The organism is Tardiphaga sp. 172_B4_N1_3 (assembly GCF_052076035.1).
Lineage (GTDB): Bacteria > Pseudomonadota > Alphaproteobacteria > Rhizobiales > Xanthobacteraceae > Tardiphaga > Tardiphaga robiniae.
This window is the reverse complement of the sequence record NZ_CP197238.1, coordinates 3,701,503-3,719,365: the sequence shown is the minus strand read 5'-3', so window position 1 is coordinate 3,719,365 and position 17,863 is coordinate 3,701,503. Positions and strand designations below refer to the sequence as shown.

Sequence of the window (17,863 nt, the reverse complement as noted above, 5' to 3'; positions counted from 1 at the left end):
CTGCAGTAGCGAGGTACATGCTTGCTGTTGCGGAATATCGTCGCAGAACAGTACGACAAACGGTGAGCGGCCGTTTGACATACGTCAAACAGCTGTCACGTCAGAAACGATCTAATTGAAAAAGACCAGAACGCGCGTGATGATCTAGTTCACTTCATCCAAACCGCCAGAGCGGCGGAAGTTCCGAAGATAAGTTACAGGCCGACGATAAACGGAGTTTCGTGATCAGGCAGAAGGAACTTCGTTGTATGATTTGAGGGCGATCCGTGTCACCCCACATGTGGCCTCCACTTCAACCCGCGTGTCGTCCTGCTGACGACGCTCGATGGCGCCTCCACTGGCCTATTTTGGCATAAGCGCAGGAGATCGTCGTGATGAGTGCACCTTTGCTGATAGCCAGCGCCAGTGGCGATGCGCTCGAATTACGCCCAACAGGAAGTTGGACCGTCGTCAATGCGGCAACTCTGGAGCAACTATCTGCCAGCATAGCGCCGCAGCTCGCGCGGGCACGGTCGGTAACCGTGAACATGTCCGGCGTCCGGGAGCTCGACACGTTGGGCGCTTGGCTGATCGAGCGATTATCGCGACATTTGGCCAGCGGTGGCCAACGCGCGCACATTGTGGGAGCTGCAGAAGATTATATCGATCTGATCGAGGAATTAAGACAGGTCAATCGACGACGCAATCCGGATCCCACAGAGCGTAACTCCATCGCCGACAGATTCGAAATGCTGGGTCGGGCGGCGCTGGCGGCAGTTCTGGATCTGTCGGCTTTCCTTCAAATGCTCGGCGCGATTTGTCTGGCCGCTGTCGGTGTGTTTCGCCGTCCGAGATCATTTCGGCTGACATCATTGGTTTACCAGATCTATCGGGTCGGCTGGCAGGCGCTTCCGATCGTGGTCCTGATTACATTTCTGATCGGCGCCATTATCGCGCAGCAAGGCATCTTCCACTTCCGCAAGTTTGGCGCGGAGGCTTATGTGGTCGATATGGTAGGGATCCTGGTGTTGCGTGAACTGGGGGTTCTCATTGTTGCAATCATGGTCGCCGGAAGATCCGGGAGCGCCTACACCGCTGAACTAGGCTCCATGAAGATGCGCGAGGAGATTGATGCTCTATCGACGATGGGCCTTGATCCAGTCGATGTTCTGATCCTGCCTCGCGTCGTCGCGTTGATCGTCGCATTGCCGATCCTGGCCTTCGTAGGGGCGGTCGCGGCGCTTTACGGGGGAGGCCTCGTCGCATGGTTTTATGGGGGTATGTCGCCGGTGACATTCATAGCCCGGCTACATGAGGCGATCTCGGTGACGCATTTCGAAGTGGGTATCATCAAGGCGCCATTCATGGCGCTGGTGATCGGGATCGTCGCGTGCAGCGAGGGGCTTCGCGTGAAAGGTAGCGCTGAATCCCTAGGCAAACAAACAACGACATCTGTCGTGAAATCGATCTTTCTCGTCATCGTTCTCGACGGGCTATTCGCCGTGTTTTTCGCGTCGATAGGAATGTAACGATGCAGGAGAAAGATACGCATGTTGCCATCCATGTTGAGGACCTAGTTGTCGGTTTCGGCCGCCATATCGTCATCGATCATCTGTCACTCGATGTTCGGCGCGGCGAAATCCTGGGGCTGGTCGGTGCCTCCGGTGGCGGGAAATCAGTGCTGATGCGGACCGTGATTGGTTTGATTGAGCGGAATAGCGGGAAGATCGAGGTGATGGGGAACGATATCGGTCTGACGCCCGGGCGCCGGGCAAGGAATGTCGCTGCAAAATGGGGAGTGCTGTTTCAGCAGGGAGCACTGTTCTCGTCACTCACGGCATTGCAGAACGTTGAGTTTCCGCTTCGTGAGAATGCAACGCTCTCAGACGAACTCATGGCCGAGATTGCGAATGCCAAGCTGGAAATGGTGGGTCTCGCGCCGGAAGACGGTGCCAAGTTTCCGTCGGAACTCTCCGGCGGCATGACAAAGCGAGTCGCGCTTGCACGCGCATTGGCGCTGGATCCAGCCATCGTCTTTCTCGATGAACCGACTTCCGGCCTTGATCCTATCGCAGCTGGCGATTTCGATACGCTGATCAAGACGTTGCAGAAGACGCTGGGACTCACGGTCTTCATGGTCACGCACGATCTCGCCAGTCTGAATACCGTTTGTGATCGCGTGGCCGCCCTGGCTGATGGAAAAATCGTCACGATCGGACCGATGAGCGAGCTGCTTCGATCCGAGCATCCATGGGTTAAGGCTTATTTCCATGGCAAGCGCTCCCTCATGCTCCAACCAAAGGCGATTTGATATGGAAACGCGCGCTCCTTTCGTCATCGTCGGCGCATTCGTTCTCGCAGCTATCGCTGCAGTGTTCGGCTTTATATTCTGGCTGCATAGCACCGGAAATTCAGGTCCGCGGACTGCCTATCAGATTCAGTTCGACGGCTCTGTGCCGGGTCTGCTGGTGGGCGCCGCGGTGCTCTTTAACGGCATTCGCGTGGGCGAGGTGACGCGTCTCGATTTGGCGGAGGATAGCCCCAGTCGCGTCAATGCAAGCATCTCCGTCGTGAACACCACTCCCGTTCGCAGTGACACAAAGGTGGGATTGGACTTCCAGGGACTGACGGGGGTGCCGGTAATCGCATTGGAGGGAGGTAAATTGTTGACGAATTCCGCTCCCGTGACGATGCTGGTAGCCGAACCCGGCGCTGGCCGCAGTATGACACAAGCGGCACGCGATGCCCTTGGGCGGGTCGACGGCGTTCTGGCGGACAATGCCGCGCCGCTCAAAAGCACGATCGCCAATCTTCAAGTGTTCTCAGAAGGACTCGCTCGCAACACTGGAAAGCTCGACGGAATTGTCAGCGGTCTGGAGCGAATGACGGGCGGCGGCGCTTCTCCGGTATCTAAGGTGACCTATAATCTTCGCGCTGCTGTTGATTTCCCGGCACCAACCAAAATACTTAAGGGGCAGCTCGCGATACCCGAGCCAACAGCTGTCGTCCTTTTGCAGACGCAACGATTCTTGTTTTCGCAACCCAAGGACACGGCGGCCTTCCCCGATGCGCAGTGGGCAGACAGCATCCCCAAGCTCATCCAGGCGAAGATCTTGGAGAGTTTCGAAAACTACGACGTAACGCATGCACCCACGCGGCCGCTGGACGGCGTTCAGCCCGATTATCAGCTTTTGATCGATGTCAGACGATTTGACGTTGGGCCCGATGAAACGCCCGCGGCAGAAATTGAGTTGTCTACAAAGATTTTGGATAAGGATGGAAAGGTCATGGCTTCACGGATATTTCGCCAGAGCCAGAGGATCGAAAAGCTGGATGCACCAGGAACCGTTCGGGCTTTCGACACCGCTTTCTCAAGCCTTGCCAAAGAGCTCGTCTCTTGGACTACCCAGAGTTTCTGACTTCGGAATCAGCAATGGTTGGCTTGTCCACTTTTGGCGCAGAGCTGACGTCGAGATGCAAATTTGACCTATTTGATCTGACCCGTATTTGATGTGGCGTCGCCATCATAAAGTCCAGCGACCTTCCTGGAAATCGCGGTTGTTATTGATCGTATTCACTTGAGGACAGCAGCGCTTCGAGAGATGTTCTCTGCCAAGGTCTTAAGGCTGGGCAGGAAGGTTTTTAGCAACTCACGTCGATCGATTGCAGACATGAAATAAGTCATGCCAACGGTCGCAAGCACCTTGTCGCCACTCATGATTGGGATGGCGATCGTCCCGGATGAGCGAGGGTCGACGGCGCGATCCCGCTCGGCATAGCCTTGCTTCCGGATTGATCTCAGCATCGACAATGTCTGTGTGCGATCCCCGATGAGTTGATCTTCATCATCCGTCGATCGCGAAAGAAGGTCGAGCAACATCAGACGCTCCCCGACGGGGCAGAATGCCAGATAGGCACGACCCAGCGCGCGGCGCAGCAGGCTGAGATGCATATTGATCGTTCCGTGGAACGGCGACACCGGACTGTCCGCAATGGTGCTGAAGCGCACGACCACGGACGTGTGGTCGAGAACGCCGATCGCCAACGGCCACTGATGCTGTGACGTAAAGGACAGCGCCCAGGGGCGCGCGGCTTCGACCACCAGTGGGTCACCATGAAAGCCGTTGCTCAGGGATTTGACGCGCGACGCCACCGTGTAGCCGCCTTGCCTGCGGTCATTGGCGGCATAGCCCATGGCGCATAGCGATTTCATCAGCCGAACGATGGTCGATTTCGGTAGGCCCGTCGCGAGATGAAGGATCTGGATCGAGGCGACGCGATGCCGGTTCAACTCCTCCAGCAGGATGAGCGTGCGGGCTGCCGCTTCGACCTTCGGTGAACGGGGGGCCATACCAAGATTCCACTCTGCGGAACGCTGGCGAATAGATATGGCAAATGGCCCGGCCGGTTGCAATATCCGCCCAACAGAATGCGCCGGTGTCCGCTCAGGCCACCGAAGCGCAGCCGTGTCGTGGGAGGATGTGCCGTGTCTTGCGGAGAGGTCAGGGCGCCAATGGCGTCGTCGCGCCGCGCCAATATCGCGTGGCAATCAGTTCACCTGCCATGTCCGGAAAATGTCGGGCGCTACTGCGATCTGTCGCGTACGCGCCGACGCGGGAGTGCCGCGCGATGAGGCGTGGGCTGCGGCTCCGCCATTCATCGGCAGATCGCCATTTTCTCAGAACCAGCATCCACTGAAGGGCAGCCATCATGGCCGAGAATTCCATTTCATATCCTGACACTGTCGCGCTCCCGCCGCTCTCCCGTCCGAAGGAGGTCGAAGAGCTGCTGGTCGATGCGATCGATCTGCATTGCCACAGCGGGCCTGCCGCGATGCCGCGGATACTTGATCATCATGAGGAGATGCTAGACGCTGCCGCGGCGAGTTTTCGCGCGGTGCTGTATAAGGATCACTTCTATCCCGGAATGGCGCATGCCATCATTCTGGAAAAGCTGTTTCCGCAGCTCGGCGTTCACCTGTATTCGGGCGTGGCGCTGAACAATGCATCCGGCGGCATCAATCCGCACGCGGTCGATCATGCGATCAAGCTCGGCGGCAAGATCGTCTGGATGCCGACGCTGTCGGCCGCGAACCATATCAATGTTCAGGCCAGCGGTCAGGCCAAGACATTCCCGAAGACATCCCAGAAGATGCTGGATCCGATCCCGCTCACGGCGCTGGACGCCCACGGCAAGCTTACAGATGACACGAAGAAGGTCATCGATCTGATCGCGGAGGCCAACATCATCCTGGCTGGCGGTCACCTCCACGTCTCGGAACAGCACGTCCTCTTCGAGGAGGCCAAACGCCGCGGCGTCAAGAAGATGATGGTCAATCATCCGACCTACGTGGTCGGCTTTGCCGATAGCGATATTCGCCAGTTGGTCGCGCTCGGCGTGACGATGGAACATTCCATCTGCATGTTCATCGAAGGCAAGTCGAAGAAGTTCAGCGGAGACGACCTGGCCCACCTGATCGAGGTCGCCGGCGTGGATAGCACCATTCTGTCGTCCGATCTGGGCCTGCTCGATTCGCAGCGTCCGGTGGATGGTTTCCGTAGCATCACGCAGATGCTGCTCGATCTGCAGATGCCGCACGCCTCGATCAAGAAACTGATCAGCGAGAACGCGGCGGCATTTCTCGATCTGCCGGCGAAGCGCGCCGCTCAATAGAATCCTGACCGACAAGAACGACCGGGGAAGGTCGGCCAACAAGATCGACGAGGAAACCATGAACGTGGATCGCGAAAGCGAAGCCCTGATGAATCGCATCATGTGGCGGGTCATGCCGCTTGTGATGGCGATGATGATGCTGGCCGTGATCGACCGGTCGAATGTCGGCTACGCCAAACTGCAGATGGCCAGCAGCCTGGGCATGTCCGAGACCGTGTACGGACTGGCGTCCTCGCTGTTCTTTATCGGCTATTCGTTCTTTGAAATCCCGAGCGCGCTGGCCGCGCACAAGTTCGGTGCGCGGCTCTGGTTTGCGCGTATCCTGCTGACATGGGGCATGCTGACGGTGCTGCTGGGTTTCAGCATGACTGGCTCGATGTTTGCGGCAGTACGCTTCCTGGTCGGCGTGGCCGAGGCGGGCGCGTATCCGGGCATCATCTTCTACCTCACGCTCTGGTTTCCCAAGCGCTACCGCGTGCAGGCCGTGGCGCTTCTCACCATCGGCAGTCCGCTCGGCAACATGTTCGGCTCGCTGTTCGGCGGCATCCTGCTGGATTTCGACGGCATGCTCGGTCTCGCCGGCTGGCAGTGGGTCTTTATCGCCACCGGTGCGCCTGCGGCCATCCTGTTCGTTCTGGTGATGCGCTATCTCCCCGACAATCCGCAGACGGCCGGTTTCCTGTCGTCCGAGGAGAAGGAGCGGCTGGCGGCCGCGCTTGTCCGCGATGAAATCGCCACCACCATGCATACCAGTCCGCTCCGCGTGCTGATCGACGCAAGGGTGTGGTGGTTTTCGTTCGTCTACACGTTAATCACGCTGTCGCTCTACGGAATCATCTATTGGCTGCCAACGGTCGTCAAAGGATTCGGCACGACCGGCACGCAGAATGGTATCTTGAATGCACTGCCATGGGCTGTGGCTGCTGCGGTCCTGGTCTGGCTCCCGCGCCATCTGCGCGAGCACCGCACAGTCCTGATCGGCATGGCGGTGATCGCTTTGTGCGGGATGGGGGCGTTCTTCACCTCGACCCTGCTGACCGAGAACTGGATGCGTTATGTGGCGCTCGCGGTCGGCACCCCATGCGTCTCGCTGATGTTTCCATGCTTCTGGTATCTGCCGTCGCAGATCTTCAAGGGGGCGCATGCGGCGGCCGCGATTGCAGCCATCAGCACGATCGGCAGCCTCGGCGGCTTTGCCGCGCAGAATCTCATGCCGTGGGTCGCGAGCTTGTCAGGCAGTGCGCTGGCTGCGATGTCGGTGCCCGCCCTCAGCCTGGGTCTGCTGGCCGTCAGCGCATCCGCGATGTTGCTGACATGGCGCGTCCTGCCGAAGACGGACGGCGAGAGTGAGGTTACTGTTGCGGCTGCTGCCGCTCGCCGGCAGGTCGTGTCATGACGGCGCTTCCGTCGGACATGCGGGCGGTCAGGATCGCCCGCTTTGGCGGTCCCGAGGTGCTGGCGCTTGGCGAAGAGGCTTTGCCGACTCTGGCGCGCGGCGAAGTGCTGGTGCGTGTGGTGGCGGCCGGCGTGAACCGGCCAGACATCCAGCAGCGCCGCGGTCTCTATCCGCCGCCGCCCGGCGCAACGGAAATTCCCGGCCTCGATATCGCGGGCATTGTGGTCGCGACAGCGCCTGACGTGAACTGGCCGCGGGTCGGCAGCGCGGTCTGCGCGCTGGTCGCCGGCGGCGGCTATGCGGAGTATTGCAGCGTGCCTGCCGTGCAATGCATGTCGATCCCTCGGGGATACGACTTCGCGCAAGCCTCGGTACTTCCCGAGGTGCTGTTCACCTGCTGGAACAACGTCATTCTTCTCGGCAAGTTGGCGGAGGGTGAGAGCATCCTCGTACAGGGTGGCACCAGCGGTGTCGGCATGGCGACCATCCAGATCGCAAAGCTGCTGCGATCGGCGCGTGTCTTCGCCACCGCCGGGTCGGAAACCAAGCGTCAGATCTGTCGCGATCTCGGCGCGGAGATCGCGCTCGACTATCGCTGCGATTGGGTCAAGCCGCTGGTGGAAGCGACGCAGGGGCAGGGCATCAATGTCATCCTCGACTCGCAGGCTGGTCCTTACACCAATCTGGAGCTGGAACTGCTGGCCTTCGATGGTCGCCTTGTCCTGATCGCAAGCCACCTCGGTGAGCGCGCCGACATCAATGTCCGGCAGATCGTGCGCCGCCGGCTGACGCTGACGGGATCGACGATACGGCCGCGTCCGCCGGAATACAAAGGCTGGATTGCCAAAGCCCTGATGCGCGAGGTCTGGCCATTGCTTGAGGATCGGCGGATGCGGCTCAGCATCTGCGCCGCATTTCCGCTGGAGGACATGGCCAAGGCGCATGCCCTGATGGATGCCAATGAGCAGATCGGCAAGGTCGTGCTGATTGTCGATCCGGCCCTTGCCTATGTGGTGCCAGACGGCCGACCGAATTAGAGCACGAAAGACGACGTGATGAGTGATGTCCTGGCAATGCCGGTCGCGGCGGCCGAAGAGTTTCTCGCGGATCTGTTCGAGCGCGCCGGTCTTCCGTCGCTGGCGTCCGGGCAGATGGCATGCGCGCTGGTCGATGCCGACGTGGCCGGTCTGCCGTCGCACGGTCTGTCGCAGGCCGACATGTATATTCGCCGGCTTCGCCTCGGGAGCGTGTCGTCCGCTGTGAAGCCGATTGTGGTTGAGAGCCGGGCGGCAATGGCTGTGCTGGATGCGCAGGGCATGTTCGGCCATCTGGCGGGTGACGCGGCCATGCAGATGGCCATTGAGCGCAGTAAAGAGACGGGTGTCGGTGTCGTGGCCGTTCGCAACAGTTTTCACTTCGGCGCGGCGGCCCGGTATACACGCCAGGCAAGTGCCCGTGATTGCATCGGCATCGCCATGTGCAACACCAAGCCGATGATGCCGGCTCCTGGCGGTCTGGAGAAACTGGTCGGTAACAATCCTCTTTCGATCGCTCTTCCGGTGTCCGACGGGCCCGAGTTTGTCCTGGACATGGCGCTGAGTGAGGCGGCGCTCGGCAAGATCCGCGTCTATGAGCGGGAAGGGAAGCCGCTCCCGCCGACATGGGCTGTCGACCGCAACGGCGAGCCTACGACGGATGCCAAGGCCGCGATCGACGGCATGCTGTTGCCGTCGGGCGGCGCGAAGGGCTTCGGCCTGTCGCTGGCGATCAATCTGATGTGCAGCCTGCTGTCGCAGGGGCCCGGCGGCGACGAGGTTGCGCCGCTCTATGGCGACCTTTCGAAGCCGTTTCTGTGTTCGCTGCTGTTTCTGGCGATCGATATCGAACACTTCCGGTCGGCCGAAGACTTCCGCAATGAAGCGTCCGCCGAGCTCGCGAAAATTCGCGCGTCGCGCGCGCAGGTGCCGCCACGTACGCCGGGTGAACGCAGTTGGACGAAGCGCCAGAGCGATGGCGGCCGGATCGATATTCCACGCGCATTGTCCGCGACGTTGAACGCGCTGGCAGAGGAAATCGGATCGCCAGAGCGTCTGCCGTCTTAACGGTACGCGCTGCCCAAAAGCATCACCGTAAGAATTAAAATGAGACCGGCCGTCATGTCGACGGCCGCAGAACGGACAGGAGCACGGGCGATGCAGGCGCCGCGTCAAAAGGTTTTCATCACTTGCGCCGTCACCGGCAATCTGACCACGCCGGAGCAGACACCGCATCTGCCGATCACGCCGGCGGAAATCGCCGAGGCCTGTCTGGGGGCGGCCGAGGCCGGCGCCGCCATCGTGCATATCCATGTGAGGGAGCCTTCCACCGGGAAGCCTTCGATGGAGCTCGAATATTACCGGGACGTGGTTGACCGGATACGCACGAAAAACACCCAGCTGATCCTCAACATCACCACGGGCCCCGGCGGCCGTTTCGTTCCATCCACGGACCAGCCACGCGTCGCAGCGGCGGGAACGACGCTGATTGCACCTGAAAAACGTGTCGAGCACATCGCCGCGCTTCGCCCGGATATCTGTACCCTCGATCTCAACACCATGAATTCGGGCAGGGAAGTCGTCATCAATACGCCCGGCAATGTCAGGCGGATGGCGAAGGTGATCCGTGAGGCCGGGGTAAAGCCGGAAATCGAGCTGTTCGATTCCGGCGATATCGCGCTGATGAATGATCTGCTGAAGGACAACACACTCGACGGGCCCGTACTCTGTTCCTTCGTCATGGGGGTTCGTTATGGCTTCCAGCCAAGTCCCGAGACGGTCATCTACGCGCGCAACATGCTGCCGCCGGATGCTCAGTTCACCGCAATCGGCATCGGCAAGACGTCATTCCACAATGTCGCGCAATCCTATCTGTGCGGCGGACACGTTCGCGTTGGTCTGGAAGACGCCGTCTATCTGTCGCGCGGACGACTCGCGCCATCGAATGCTGCCATGGTGGAGAAGGCCCGTCGCATCGTCGAGGAACTCGGCGGAGCGATCGCATCGCCGCGCGAGGCGCGGGAGATCATCGGCCTTCCCACCCGCCTAGCGGCAAGCTGACGGAGGTCTGCTGGATGACGCGTCTCAACGTTACGGTCGGCCGAACGGCCCTCAAGAATCCGCTGATTGCCGGATCCGCGGAGCATCATATCGACCCCGAAGGCGTACGTCGTGCGCTGCGCGCCGGCATTGGCGCGGTGGTGGTCAAGTCCATCAACGAATCCGAGCGCGGCCGTGACCAGCTGCAGCGCGCCGAATACATGCTGCTCGACAGCGAGTGGCGCGAAATGGCGTGGACGCCGAATGCACCTGACACAGCATTCATCGCCTGTCGCTCTGGCCTGACGCCGCAGAGCTTCGATGCGTGGCTCGATCAGACAGTCCAGCTGGATCGCGAGGCCAGCCAGGTCGAATCCTATGCGGTCGCGAGCCTGATCGTTGCGGACCTCGCGCGAACGGTCGAGATGGCCAGGCAGGTCGAGCAGGCGGGCCTGCGCGTCCTCGAGCTGAATATCGGCACGCCCTATGCCAGCCAGGCAAAAGGTGTGGTGTCCACCGAACTCGATCCCGAGCGCGTGTCCATGATCGTGTCTGCGGTACGGCAGGCGATCGGCATCCCGCTATGGGTCAAGATCACCGGACAGAGCGAGCGCGTGCCGGACCTGGCGGATGCCGCATTTCGCGCGGGCGGCGAAACCGTGGTGATGGCCGGGCGGCTGCTCGGCCTCGTGCCTGATGTCGAGACGATGCAGCCGTTTCTGGGAACGACGCTGGGCGTCGGAGGATACTGGAATCTGCCGCTGACGTGTCACTGGCTGGCTGTGTCGCGGCAACAGCTTGGCGCCGACAAGCCGCTGATTGCGACCAATGGCGCACGCACCGGTCTCGATGTCGCGCGCATGATGCTCGCTGGCGCCAGCGCGGTGGAGATGGCATCGGCCGTGATGCTGCGCGGCGCGCCCGTGCTGTCATCCGCGCTGGATGAACTCGACGCTTACCTGCGCGGCAAGCGGATGATCGCTGCCGAACTGGTTGGTAGGGCTGCAGATCAGCGCAAGACATTCGCCGACATGCCGCTGCGCACCGACAACTGGAGAAAATACATTGCCGATCAGCTTTAACGCGGGCGCGCCGTCCGCGCGCTGCGCTTGACGGGCGGTTGTTGATGAGCGCCGCGTCCGTGCCCGAGCTTGTGCGAGATCTGGCGTGCCGCCTCGATGAGCTGGGCGACGTCGGACGGCCGTGTCTTCTCCGGCAGGACCTGGATCGATGCCACGATGGCGACCGAGGCGATGCAGGCATCCTGCGCGTCGAAGATCGGCGCGGCCACCGCATTCATCCCGATCAAGCTCTGCTCGGGGGCCGTGGCAAAACCAAGACGCACGATCTCCAGATATTCCTGTTCGAGCTTGCGGACGGACACGATGGTCTTGTCGGTGAAACGCTGCAAGGGCTGCGCAAGGACGCGCGCCCTCATGGGGCTGGGGGCGAAAGCCAACAGGACCTTTCCTTGCGCCGACGCATGGAAGGTCAATTCGCTGCCCGGGCGAACGCCGAGTTCAATCGCCGCCGTCCCCGACAGCTTGTGCAGGATCAACGCGCCGCGCGGCGTCATTTCGGAGAGCACGACGAAATGACCAAGGGCATCACGCAACTGCCGCATCGGTCCTTCCGCGAGCTGGATGAGATCCGCATCAGGCGCGTGCCGGGCGAGCAACCGGCCTTTCGGACCGATGCTGTAGCGCGAGGTGCTGGAGTTCTGCGTGAGATAGCCGCGGTCGACCAGCGTCTGCAGATGCCGATGCACCGATCCCTTTGTCATGCCCAGACGGTCGGCGATCTGTGTCACGCCCAGTTCATCGTCCGAGAATGCAACGGCTTCCAGTACGTCGATGGCCAGTTGCACGGAGTGGACGCCGGTTGATGCTGAATCGCTCATCATTTCTCAATTTCATGTTCCTGAGTGCTGAACAACGTAGCGGAGTGGATTGCAAGTGCAATGTGATTGATGCGTGGAGTGAGCGCTCGCAGTCCCGGAAACTATTGACAGGCCCTCGCGTCGACCATTATCCTTAAATGAAACGATGTTCCGCGGTCGAGAACGTTAACGAAATCGACGGTCCTCGAGGCCGTCGGGATAAAATGCGGTGAGGGAATGACAGAGTTCGCTGATCCCAAGGTCGAGGCGCGCATCGACGCGTTGTTGAAAGGCGCGATTGATCCGCACGTGCATAGCGGGCCGTCCATCGCGCCGCGCGGCATCGACCACGTTACATTGCTTCAGCAGGCCTCGCAGGCGGGGTTCGCCGCGGTCGTTACCAAGGATCACGACTACAGCGGTGTCATGACGGCCGAGCTGATCCGGCAGCACTTTCCCGAGCTGAAGACGAAGATCTATTCCAGCATCGTGCTCAATAATGTGGTGGGCGGTCTCAATCCCTACGCGGTTGAGCACACCGCTGCGCTGGGTGGCAGGATCGTCTGGCTTCCCACGCTGGCCGCCGCAAACCATCTGCGATGGCAGGCGTCGGCTCAATGGGTGCACCCGGCCTCCACCGAGCGGATGCGACCGGTTACCGCCATTCCGGTGCTGAACGACGACAAGTCGGTACGCGACGACATGAAGGAAATTCTCGATATCGTCGCGCGCAACGACATGGTGCTGGCCAGCGGTCACCTGCATGTCAGCGAGACCTGGCTGATCTTCGAAGAGGCGCAGCGCCGCGGTGTCAAGCGTCTGGTGTTCACTCATCCGGAGGACATCGTCGACGCGTCGTTGAACGACGTTAAAGGCATCGCGGCGATGGGGGCCTTCGTCGAGCACTCGCTCTGCATGTTCCTCGACGGCTGCAAGTTCAAGAGCCGTGAGGCCGAGGATCTGCGCGACCAGATCGAGGCCGCGGGCGTGGGGCAGACGATGCTGTGCTCTGACCTTGGCCAGACCGGAACCTTCAGCCCGCTGGACGGATTCCGCCGCGGCATCAGGCTCTGCATGGATCTGGGCTACGACGACGATCAGATCCGCAAGATGGTCTCCAGCAACACTGCGCGCGCGCTTGGCATCGAAGCGGATGTAGCTGCGGCGCGGGCCAGTTAGCCTTCCGGACAAGATACAGGCTCAGGCCGGCGTATCGTGAAACGCCGGCTCCCAGAATTGACACCAAGGGAGATTCCACATGTACGACACCACCGATCCGAGGGCCAAGCTTGCGCCCGCAGCCGCAGGGGCCGCGCCGGCAGGTCCTTTCGGTCAGGCCGAATATCTCCGCTTCTACGACGAGCCGCCGGAGGAGGATGGGCCGTCAGGCAAGAGCTGGTATGGGCGCGGGCAGAACTTCCTACTCGTGCATACGGAGGGAAAAGCCGGCGGTGTGCTGGCGCGTGAGGAGCAGCCGGACGAATACGCCGTGCTGTTGTCCGACCCCAAGGTGGTCGTGGAGATCACCACGGCGGAGGGCACGAAGCGCGTCAACGGCCGGTCGCTGGCCTTCGTGCCGCCAGGACGGTCAAGCATCAAGATCATTGAAGCCGGCAAGATCGTTCGCATCTTCACCACGCGGTCGGAGGATCTTGCGGCGAAATGCGCCAATGCGGCATCATATGCCACGGCCAAGCCTTACGTCGCACCGCTGGAGCCGTGGCCTGCGCCGAAAGATGGCTTTCGTCTGCGCGTCTACAGCCTCGACGTGCCGCCGGAGCCGGGCCGCTTTGGTCGTATCTGGCGCTGCACCACCATCATGGTGAACTATCTCGACGGCTATAACGGCCCCCGCGATCCCAGTAAACTGTCGCCGCATCATCACGATGATTTCGAGCAGTGCTCGCTCGCGGTTGAAGGGGAGTTCATTCACCATCTGCGCTGGCCCTGGACGATCAACAAGAAGAACTGGCGCAAGGACGATCACGAACTGTGCAAGACCCCGTCAATCGCAGTCATTCCGCCCCCGTCGATCCACACAACCGAGGCCTGTGGAAGTGACTTCAACCAGCTCGTCGACATCTTCTGTCCGCCGCGGCTCGACTTCTCGCAGAAGCCCGGCTGGATTCTGAACGCCGATGAATATCCGATGCCGTAACCGGCAGTCCACCCAGTAACGGCAACAGGATTATCAAAGATGACAACTGCTTCCACATTCCGGCAGCGCATGCTTGGCGGCCAGAAACTTGTCGGCACGTTTCTGAAGACACCGACCGGTCACGGCACCGAAATCCTCGGCGATATCGGCTATGATTTCGTCGTGATCGATCAGGAGCACGGTCCATTCGATCGCACCAGCAGCGACATTGCGCTGATGGCTGCGCGGGCAACCGACACGCCAGCGCTAGTTCGGGTGCCGGGACCGGAGGCCATTCTCTCGGTGCTGGATTGCGGCGCCACCGGCGTCCTGGTCCCCCATGTGAAGAGCGCGGCCTATGCGCGCGAGGTGGCGGCAATGTTGCGGTATCGCGGCGGCAGCCGCGGCTTTGCGACCGGCACGCGTGCGGGTCGCTATTCCGGCATACCGATGTGGCGGCACATTGCGGATTCGGATGCCCGGATGGTGTTCGTAGCCCAGATCGAGGATCCGGTGGCGCTGAACGAGATTGACGCCATCGCCGCCGTCGACGGCGTCGACTCGCTGTTTATTGGGCGGGGCGACCTGACCGCGGCCTTTGGCGATGAATCGAAAGATCCGCCCGATGTGTTGCGCGCAGTCGAACGCATCTCGGAGGCAGCACGCAAGGCCAACAAGCCGATCAGCGTCTATGTTGGCAATGCGAGCGAGGCCGCCTGGTTGAATTCGCTCGGCGCCAACGTCTTCGTTCTTTCGTCGGATCAGGGCTTTCTGCGCCAGGCGGCGACTGCCGCCCTGCGCGATGTCCGGGACAAGGTTGGATGAGCACGCGTTAGATCGATCAATCTGCAATCAGCGCTCAAGCTGAAAAAACAGACAGGGGGACGGAGAAATGAGACCACACAAGGCGTCAATTTGCGCCACGCTGTTCGCGCTCGCGCTGGCACTGCCGGCGTCAGCGCAGCAGACGATCAAGATCGGATCGTCGCTGGGTTTGACGGGATACGGGTCGGCGACCGACGGTCACTGGCGTGACGGGATGCAGATCGCCATTGAGGCGGTCAATGCGCAAGGCGGCGTCCTGGGCAAGAAGCTCGAACTGGTGATCGAAGACAACAAGTCGACGCCGCAGCAGGCAGTGGTCGTCTATCGGAAAATGATGACAGACGACAAGGTCGCCGCCTTCGACAGCGGCTGCATCTCGGCCGGCAACTTTGCCGCCGCGAGCTTCGTCTCCAGAGCCAAGTTGCCGATGTTTCTCTGTTCCATTCTGCCGCGCCAGCCGGACGAGCAGAAGTGGGCCTTCCAGTTCCTGCCGCCACCCAAATTCGAGGTGGATGCGCGCTATCAGTATCTCAAGGACAAGACCGATATCCGTAAGGTCGGAATCCTCTCCGATCCGAGCCCGTACAGCCTGTTGATGCGCGGCCTAGCGGAAAAGGGCGCCGAGGAATTCGGACTGACCGTCGTGGCCAATGAGTCCTACCAGCAGGACGACGCCGACTTCAGCGTTCAGATCGGGCGCATCAATGCGGCTGGCGCCGGCGCGATCATCATGCTGGGGCAAGGCAATGCGGTGGTAACCGTCGTCAACAACATCCGCAGCCTCGGCCTGACCAAGATGCTGATGCTGGGCAGTATCAACGAGCTCGATATTCTGCTCTCGGCGGGCAAAGTGCTTGGCGACCAGTATCTGGTCCCGTCGCCGCTTATTCAGGTGGCAGCCGACGACACCAAGGTCATCACGGATCCCGCCGCCCGCGCGGCCGCGGAGCCGTTCGTCAATGCGATGAAGGCGAAGTTCGGCAAGTCCGACAACGCGCAGGCCTCGCGCGCCTGGGACTCGATCATGATGATGGCTGCCGCCATGAAGAAGGCGAATTCGACCGATGGGACGGCCGTACGCGATGCGTTCGAGAAACTCGGCCATTACGACGGTGCGGGCGCGTCCTACGACTTCAGCGCGGAGAACCATATCGGGATTATCAAGAATCCCTACGTGATCGCCTCCGTGAAGGACGGCGTTCTGGTTCTCAAGAAGTGACGGCGATGGCGGACATTGTACCCCTGATCGCTGTCCGCGATCTGACGGCCCGCTACGGTCATATCGAAGCGCTGCGGTCGACCGCGCTCCACGTGGCGCCCGGTGAGTTCGTGACCATTCTGGGACCGAACGGAGCCGGCAAGACCACCTTGCTTCGCGCCATCACGCGGCTGATCGCCAGCACCGGGCAGATTGTGTTCAACGGCCGGGATGTCACTCATCTACGCACCCATGAGCTGGCCGGGCTCGGTATCATCATGGTGCAGGAAGGGCGGGGCCTGTTCGGTGACATGAGCGTGCGGGAGAATCTGCAACTCGGCGCCTACAAACTGTCCGGACCGCAGGTCCACAGCGAGCGGCAGCTAGAGAAGGTGTTCTCCCTGTTTCCACGGCTGCGCGAGCGTATCGACCAGACCGCATCGTCCATGTCCGGCGGCGAGCAGCAGATGCTGGCTGTCGGCCGGGCACTGATGGCCGATCCAAAACTGCTCATTCTCGACGAGCCGTCGCTCGGCCTTGCGCCGCGCGTCGCTTCCGAAATCCTGTCGACGCTCGGCGCCCTCAACAAGGAGGGTCTGGGTATCTTGCTGGTCGAGCAGAAAGCGCCGCTGGCGCTCAAGCTCGCCCAGCGCGTTTACATTCTTGCCTCTGGAAGCGTTCGGGCCGAGTTGCCGACGCACGAGATTGAATCGCACCATGACCTTGCTCGCTATTACTTCACCTAAGCCGGTTGCGCGTCTCGACCGGTTCTCCATCGGCCTGCTTGGGGCAGGCGCGCTGCTGTTTGTCGCCGTGCTGATCTATGGCGGCTATCTGCTGACGGTGATGCAGCTCGCGATGATCTATGGCATCTTCTGCCTCGGATTGAATTTCTTCATGGGCTATACGGGGCAGGCCTCGTTCGGCCAGAATGCCTTCGCCTGCATCGGCGGCTATGGCAGCGCCATTCTCTGTGTGCAGTACAACTGGGAGCCTGCGCTTGCCCTGATCGCCTCGATGGGCGTGGCGGGAATAGCCGCGCTGGTGATTGGCTATCCGACGCTGCGTCTGCGCGGCCACTATCTCGCGATGGCGACCTTCGCGCTGGGCCTCATTACCTATGACATCTCGGTCCAGTGGACCAGCCTGACCCAGGGCTATATGGGCTATGCCGGCATTCCACCGCTCGGCATCGGCAGCCTGACCGTCGAGGACGAACGGCTGAAGCTGCTCTGCCTCGGAGGGTTGCTGCTGGTCGGTTTCTGCATCTCTCAGCGCCTGCGCGACTCCCGTTTTGGCCGCGGACTGCGCGCCATTTCCGGAAGCGAGAACGGCGCCGCTGCGCTCGGCATTCGGATTTCGCGCTTCAAGCTTATCGCCTTCGTCATCGCCGGATTGTATGCGTCGGCCGCCGGATCGCTGTTCGCGCATACGGTCGGCTTCATCAGTCCCGAAGTGTTCGGCCCGCAGATGGTCATCGCGACCTTCACGATGCTCTATGTCGGAGGCGTCGGTACGCTGATCGGTCCGGTGATCGGCGCAATCGTCGCATCGCTGTTGCCGGAAATCTTCCGCAGCACCGGCCGCTTCCAGGACATCGCCTATGCGCTGGTGCTGCTGCTGATGCTGATCTATGCGCCCAAGGGCCTCTCTGCACTTGGTGGACTGTTTCGGCCGCGCAAAGACAAAGGGGAGGCGTGAC

General features: G+C 61.1%; 17 protein-coding genes. 15 read left to right on the top strand and 2 right to left on the bottom strand.

Annotation, left to right across the window (positions count from 1 at the left end; genetic code table 11):
- Positions 1-371: 371 nt before the first annotated feature.
- Genes AB7783_RS17665 through AB7783_RS17655 form a run of 3 tightly spaced genes read left to right on the top strand, consistent with a single transcriptional unit; the run spans position 372 to position 3,398 of the window.
- Positions 372-1,508, top strand: coding sequence for an ABC transporter permease (locus AB7783_RS17665; RefSeq protein WP_441278332.1), 1,137 nt, complete (start codon positions 372-374; stop codon positions 1,506-1,508).
- Between the two features lie 2 nt (positions 1,509-1,510).
- Positions 1,511-2,290, top strand: a complete 780-nt coding sequence (locus tag AB7783_RS17660; RefSeq protein WP_231079407.1) for an ABC transporter ATP-binding protein — start codon at positions 1,511-1,513, stop codon at positions 2,288-2,290.
- A gap of 1 nt (position 2,291) precedes the next feature.
- Positions 2,292-3,398: an ABC-type transport auxiliary lipoprotein family protein gene (locus tag AB7783_RS17655; protein WP_441278331.1), complete on the top strand. Its 1,107-nt coding sequence runs from the start codon at positions 2,292-2,294 to the stop codon at positions 3,396-3,398.
- Positions 3,399-3,553: 155 nt separating this feature from the next.
- Here the strand turns inward: AB7783_RS17655 and AB7783_RS17650 are convergent, their stop codons facing one another.
- Positions 3,554-4,393, bottom strand: a complete 840-nt coding sequence (locus AB7783_RS17650) for a DNA-binding transcriptional regulator (protein ID WP_441278330.1) — start codon at positions 4,391-4,393, stop codon at positions 3,554-3,556.
- A 296-nt stretch (positions 4,394-4,689) separates the two neighbouring features.
- Between AB7783_RS17650 and AB7783_RS17645 the strand changes: the two genes are divergently transcribed.
- From AB7783_RS17645 to AB7783_RS17620, 6 genes are all read left to right on the top strand, one after another.
- A complete protein-coding gene (locus AB7783_RS17645) occupies positions 4,690-5,652 on the top strand; it encodes a DUF6282 family protein (protein ID WP_441278329.1) in 963 nt (320 codons plus the stop codon).
- 58 nt (positions 5,653-5,710) lie between these two features.
- Complete coding sequence (locus AB7783_RS17640; protein ID WP_441278328.1) at positions 5,711-7,048, top strand: MFS transporter; 1,338 nt, start codon at positions 5,711-5,713, stop codon at positions 7,046-7,048.
- On the top strand, positions 7,045-8,085 hold the full coding sequence (locus AB7783_RS17635) for an NAD(P)H-quinone oxidoreductase (RefSeq protein WP_441278327.1): 1,041 nt from the start codon (positions 7,045-7,047) through the stop codon (positions 8,083-8,085). The genes AB7783_RS17640 and AB7783_RS17635 overlap by 4 nt, the downstream gene beginning before the upstream one ends.
- A gap of 18 nt (positions 8,086-8,103) precedes the next feature.
- Positions 8,104-9,150, top strand: coding sequence for an Ldh family oxidoreductase (locus AB7783_RS17630; protein WP_441278326.1), 1,047 nt, complete (start codon positions 8,104-8,106; stop codon positions 9,148-9,150).
- A gap of 90 nt (positions 9,151-9,240) precedes the next feature.
- Positions 9,241-10,143, top strand: a complete 903-nt coding sequence (locus AB7783_RS17625) for a 3-keto-5-aminohexanoate cleavage protein (protein WP_441278325.1) — start codon at positions 9,241-9,243, stop codon at positions 10,141-10,143.
- Positions 10,144-10,157: 14 nt separating this feature from the next.
- Positions 10,158-11,204, top strand: a complete 1,047-nt coding sequence (locus AB7783_RS17620) for a tRNA-dihydrouridine synthase (RefSeq protein WP_441278324.1) — start codon at positions 10,158-10,160, stop codon at positions 11,202-11,204.
- Here the strand turns inward: AB7783_RS17620 and AB7783_RS17615 are convergent.
- Entirely contained in the window at positions 11,201-12,022 is an 822-nt protein-coding gene (locus tag AB7783_RS17615; RefSeq protein ID WP_441278323.1) for an IclR family transcriptional regulator, read from the bottom strand. The two genes, AB7783_RS17620 and AB7783_RS17615, sit on opposite strands and share 4 nt — an antisense overlap.
- A 216-nt stretch (positions 12,023-12,238) precedes the next feature.
- Between AB7783_RS17615 and AB7783_RS17610 the strand changes: the two genes are divergently transcribed.
- From AB7783_RS17610 to AB7783_RS17585, 6 genes are all read left to right on the top strand, one after another.
- On the top strand, positions 12,239-13,180 hold the full coding sequence (locus AB7783_RS17610; protein WP_441278322.1) for a DUF6282 family protein: 942 nt from the start codon (positions 12,239-12,241) through the stop codon (positions 13,178-13,180).
- A 79-nt stretch (positions 13,181-13,259) separates the two neighbouring features.
- Positions 13,260-14,159: a hypothetical protein gene (locus AB7783_RS17605; protein ID WP_441278321.1), complete on the top strand. Its 900-nt coding sequence runs from the start codon at positions 13,260-13,262 to the stop codon at positions 14,157-14,159.
- Positions 14,160-14,198: 39 nt separating this feature from the next.
- The gene (locus AB7783_RS17600) at positions 14,199-14,963 is read left to right on the top strand and encodes an HpcH/HpaI aldolase family protein (RefSeq protein ID WP_441278320.1); all 765 of its coding nucleotides are present in this window, start codon (positions 14,199-14,201) and stop codon (positions 14,961-14,963) included.
- Positions 14,964-15,030: 67 nt separating this feature from the next.
- The gene (locus AB7783_RS17595) at positions 15,031-16,182 is read left to right on the top strand and encodes an ABC transporter substrate-binding protein (protein ID WP_441278319.1); all 1,152 of its coding nucleotides are present in this window, start codon (positions 15,031-15,033) and stop codon (positions 16,180-16,182) included.
- Between the two features lie 5 nt (positions 16,183-16,187).
- A complete protein-coding gene (locus tag AB7783_RS17590) occupies positions 16,188-16,907 on the top strand; it encodes an ABC transporter ATP-binding protein (RefSeq protein WP_441278318.1) in 720 nt (239 codons plus the stop codon).
- Positions 16,879-17,862 (top strand): branched-chain amino acid ABC transporter permease, encoded by a 984-nt coding sequence (locus AB7783_RS17585; protein WP_441278317.1) that lies wholly within the window; start codon positions 16,879-16,881, stop codon positions 17,860-17,862. Before AB7783_RS17590 ends, AB7783_RS17585 begins: the two co-directional genes overlap by 29 nt.
- Position 17,863 lies beyond the last annotated feature (1 nt).

Excerpts from the sequence above, each read along its gene's own strand:
- AB7783_RS17585 (WP_441278317.1), top strand. The coding sequence starts at position 16,879 with ATGACCTTGCTCGCTATTACTTCACCTAAGCCGGTTGCGCGTCTCGAC.
- AB7783_RS17625 (WP_441278325.1), top strand. The coding sequence starts at position 9,241 with ATGCAGGCGCCGCGTCAAAAGGTTTTCATCACTTGCGCCGTCACCGGC.
- AB7783_RS17610 (WP_441278322.1), top strand. The coding sequence starts at position 12,239 with ATGACAGAGTTCGCTGATCCCAAGGTCGAGGCGCGCATCGACGCGTTG.
- AB7783_RS17645 (WP_441278329.1), top strand. The coding sequence starts at position 4,690 with ATGGCCGAGAATTCCATTTCATATCCTGACACTGTCGCGCTCCCGCCG.
- AB7783_RS17605 (WP_441278321.1), top strand. The coding sequence starts at position 13,260 with ATGTACGACACCACCGATCCGAGGGCCAAGCTTGCGCCCGCAGCCGCA.
- AB7783_RS17615 (WP_441278323.1), bottom strand. The coding sequence starts at position 12,022 with ATGAGCGATTCAGCATCAACCGGCGTCCACTCCGTGCAACTGGCCATC.
- AB7783_RS17635 (WP_441278327.1), top strand. The coding sequence starts at position 7,045 with ATGACGGCGCTTCCGTCGGACATGCGGGCGGTCAGGATCGCCCGCTTT.
- AB7783_RS17630 (WP_441278326.1), top strand. The coding sequence starts at position 8,104 with ATGAGTGATGTCCTGGCAATGCCGGTCGCGGCGGCCGAAGAGTTTCTC.
- AB7783_RS17590 (WP_441278318.1), top strand. The coding sequence starts at position 16,188 with ATGGCGGACATTGTACCCCTGATCGCTGTCCGCGATCTGACGGCCCGC.
- AB7783_RS17600 (WP_441278320.1), top strand. The coding sequence starts at position 14,199 with ATGACAACTGCTTCCACATTCCGGCAGCGCATGCTTGGCGGCCAGAAA.
- AB7783_RS17620 (WP_441278324.1), top strand. The coding sequence starts at position 10,158 with ATGACGCGTCTCAACGTTACGGTCGGCCGAACGGCCCTCAAGAATCCG.
- AB7783_RS17595 (WP_441278319.1), top strand. The coding sequence starts at position 15,031 with ATGAGACCACACAAGGCGTCAATTTGCGCCACGCTGTTCGCGCTCGCG.
- AB7783_RS17640 (WP_441278328.1), top strand. The coding sequence starts at position 5,711 with ATGAACGTGGATCGCGAAAGCGAAGCCCTGATGAATCGCATCATGTGG.
- AB7783_RS17660 (WP_231079407.1), top strand. The coding sequence starts at position 1,511 with ATGCAGGAGAAAGATACGCATGTTGCCATCCATGTTGAGGACCTAGTT.
- AB7783_RS17655 (WP_441278331.1), top strand. The coding sequence starts at position 2,292 with ATGGAAACGCGCGCTCCTTTCGTCATCGTCGGCGCATTCGTTCTCGCA.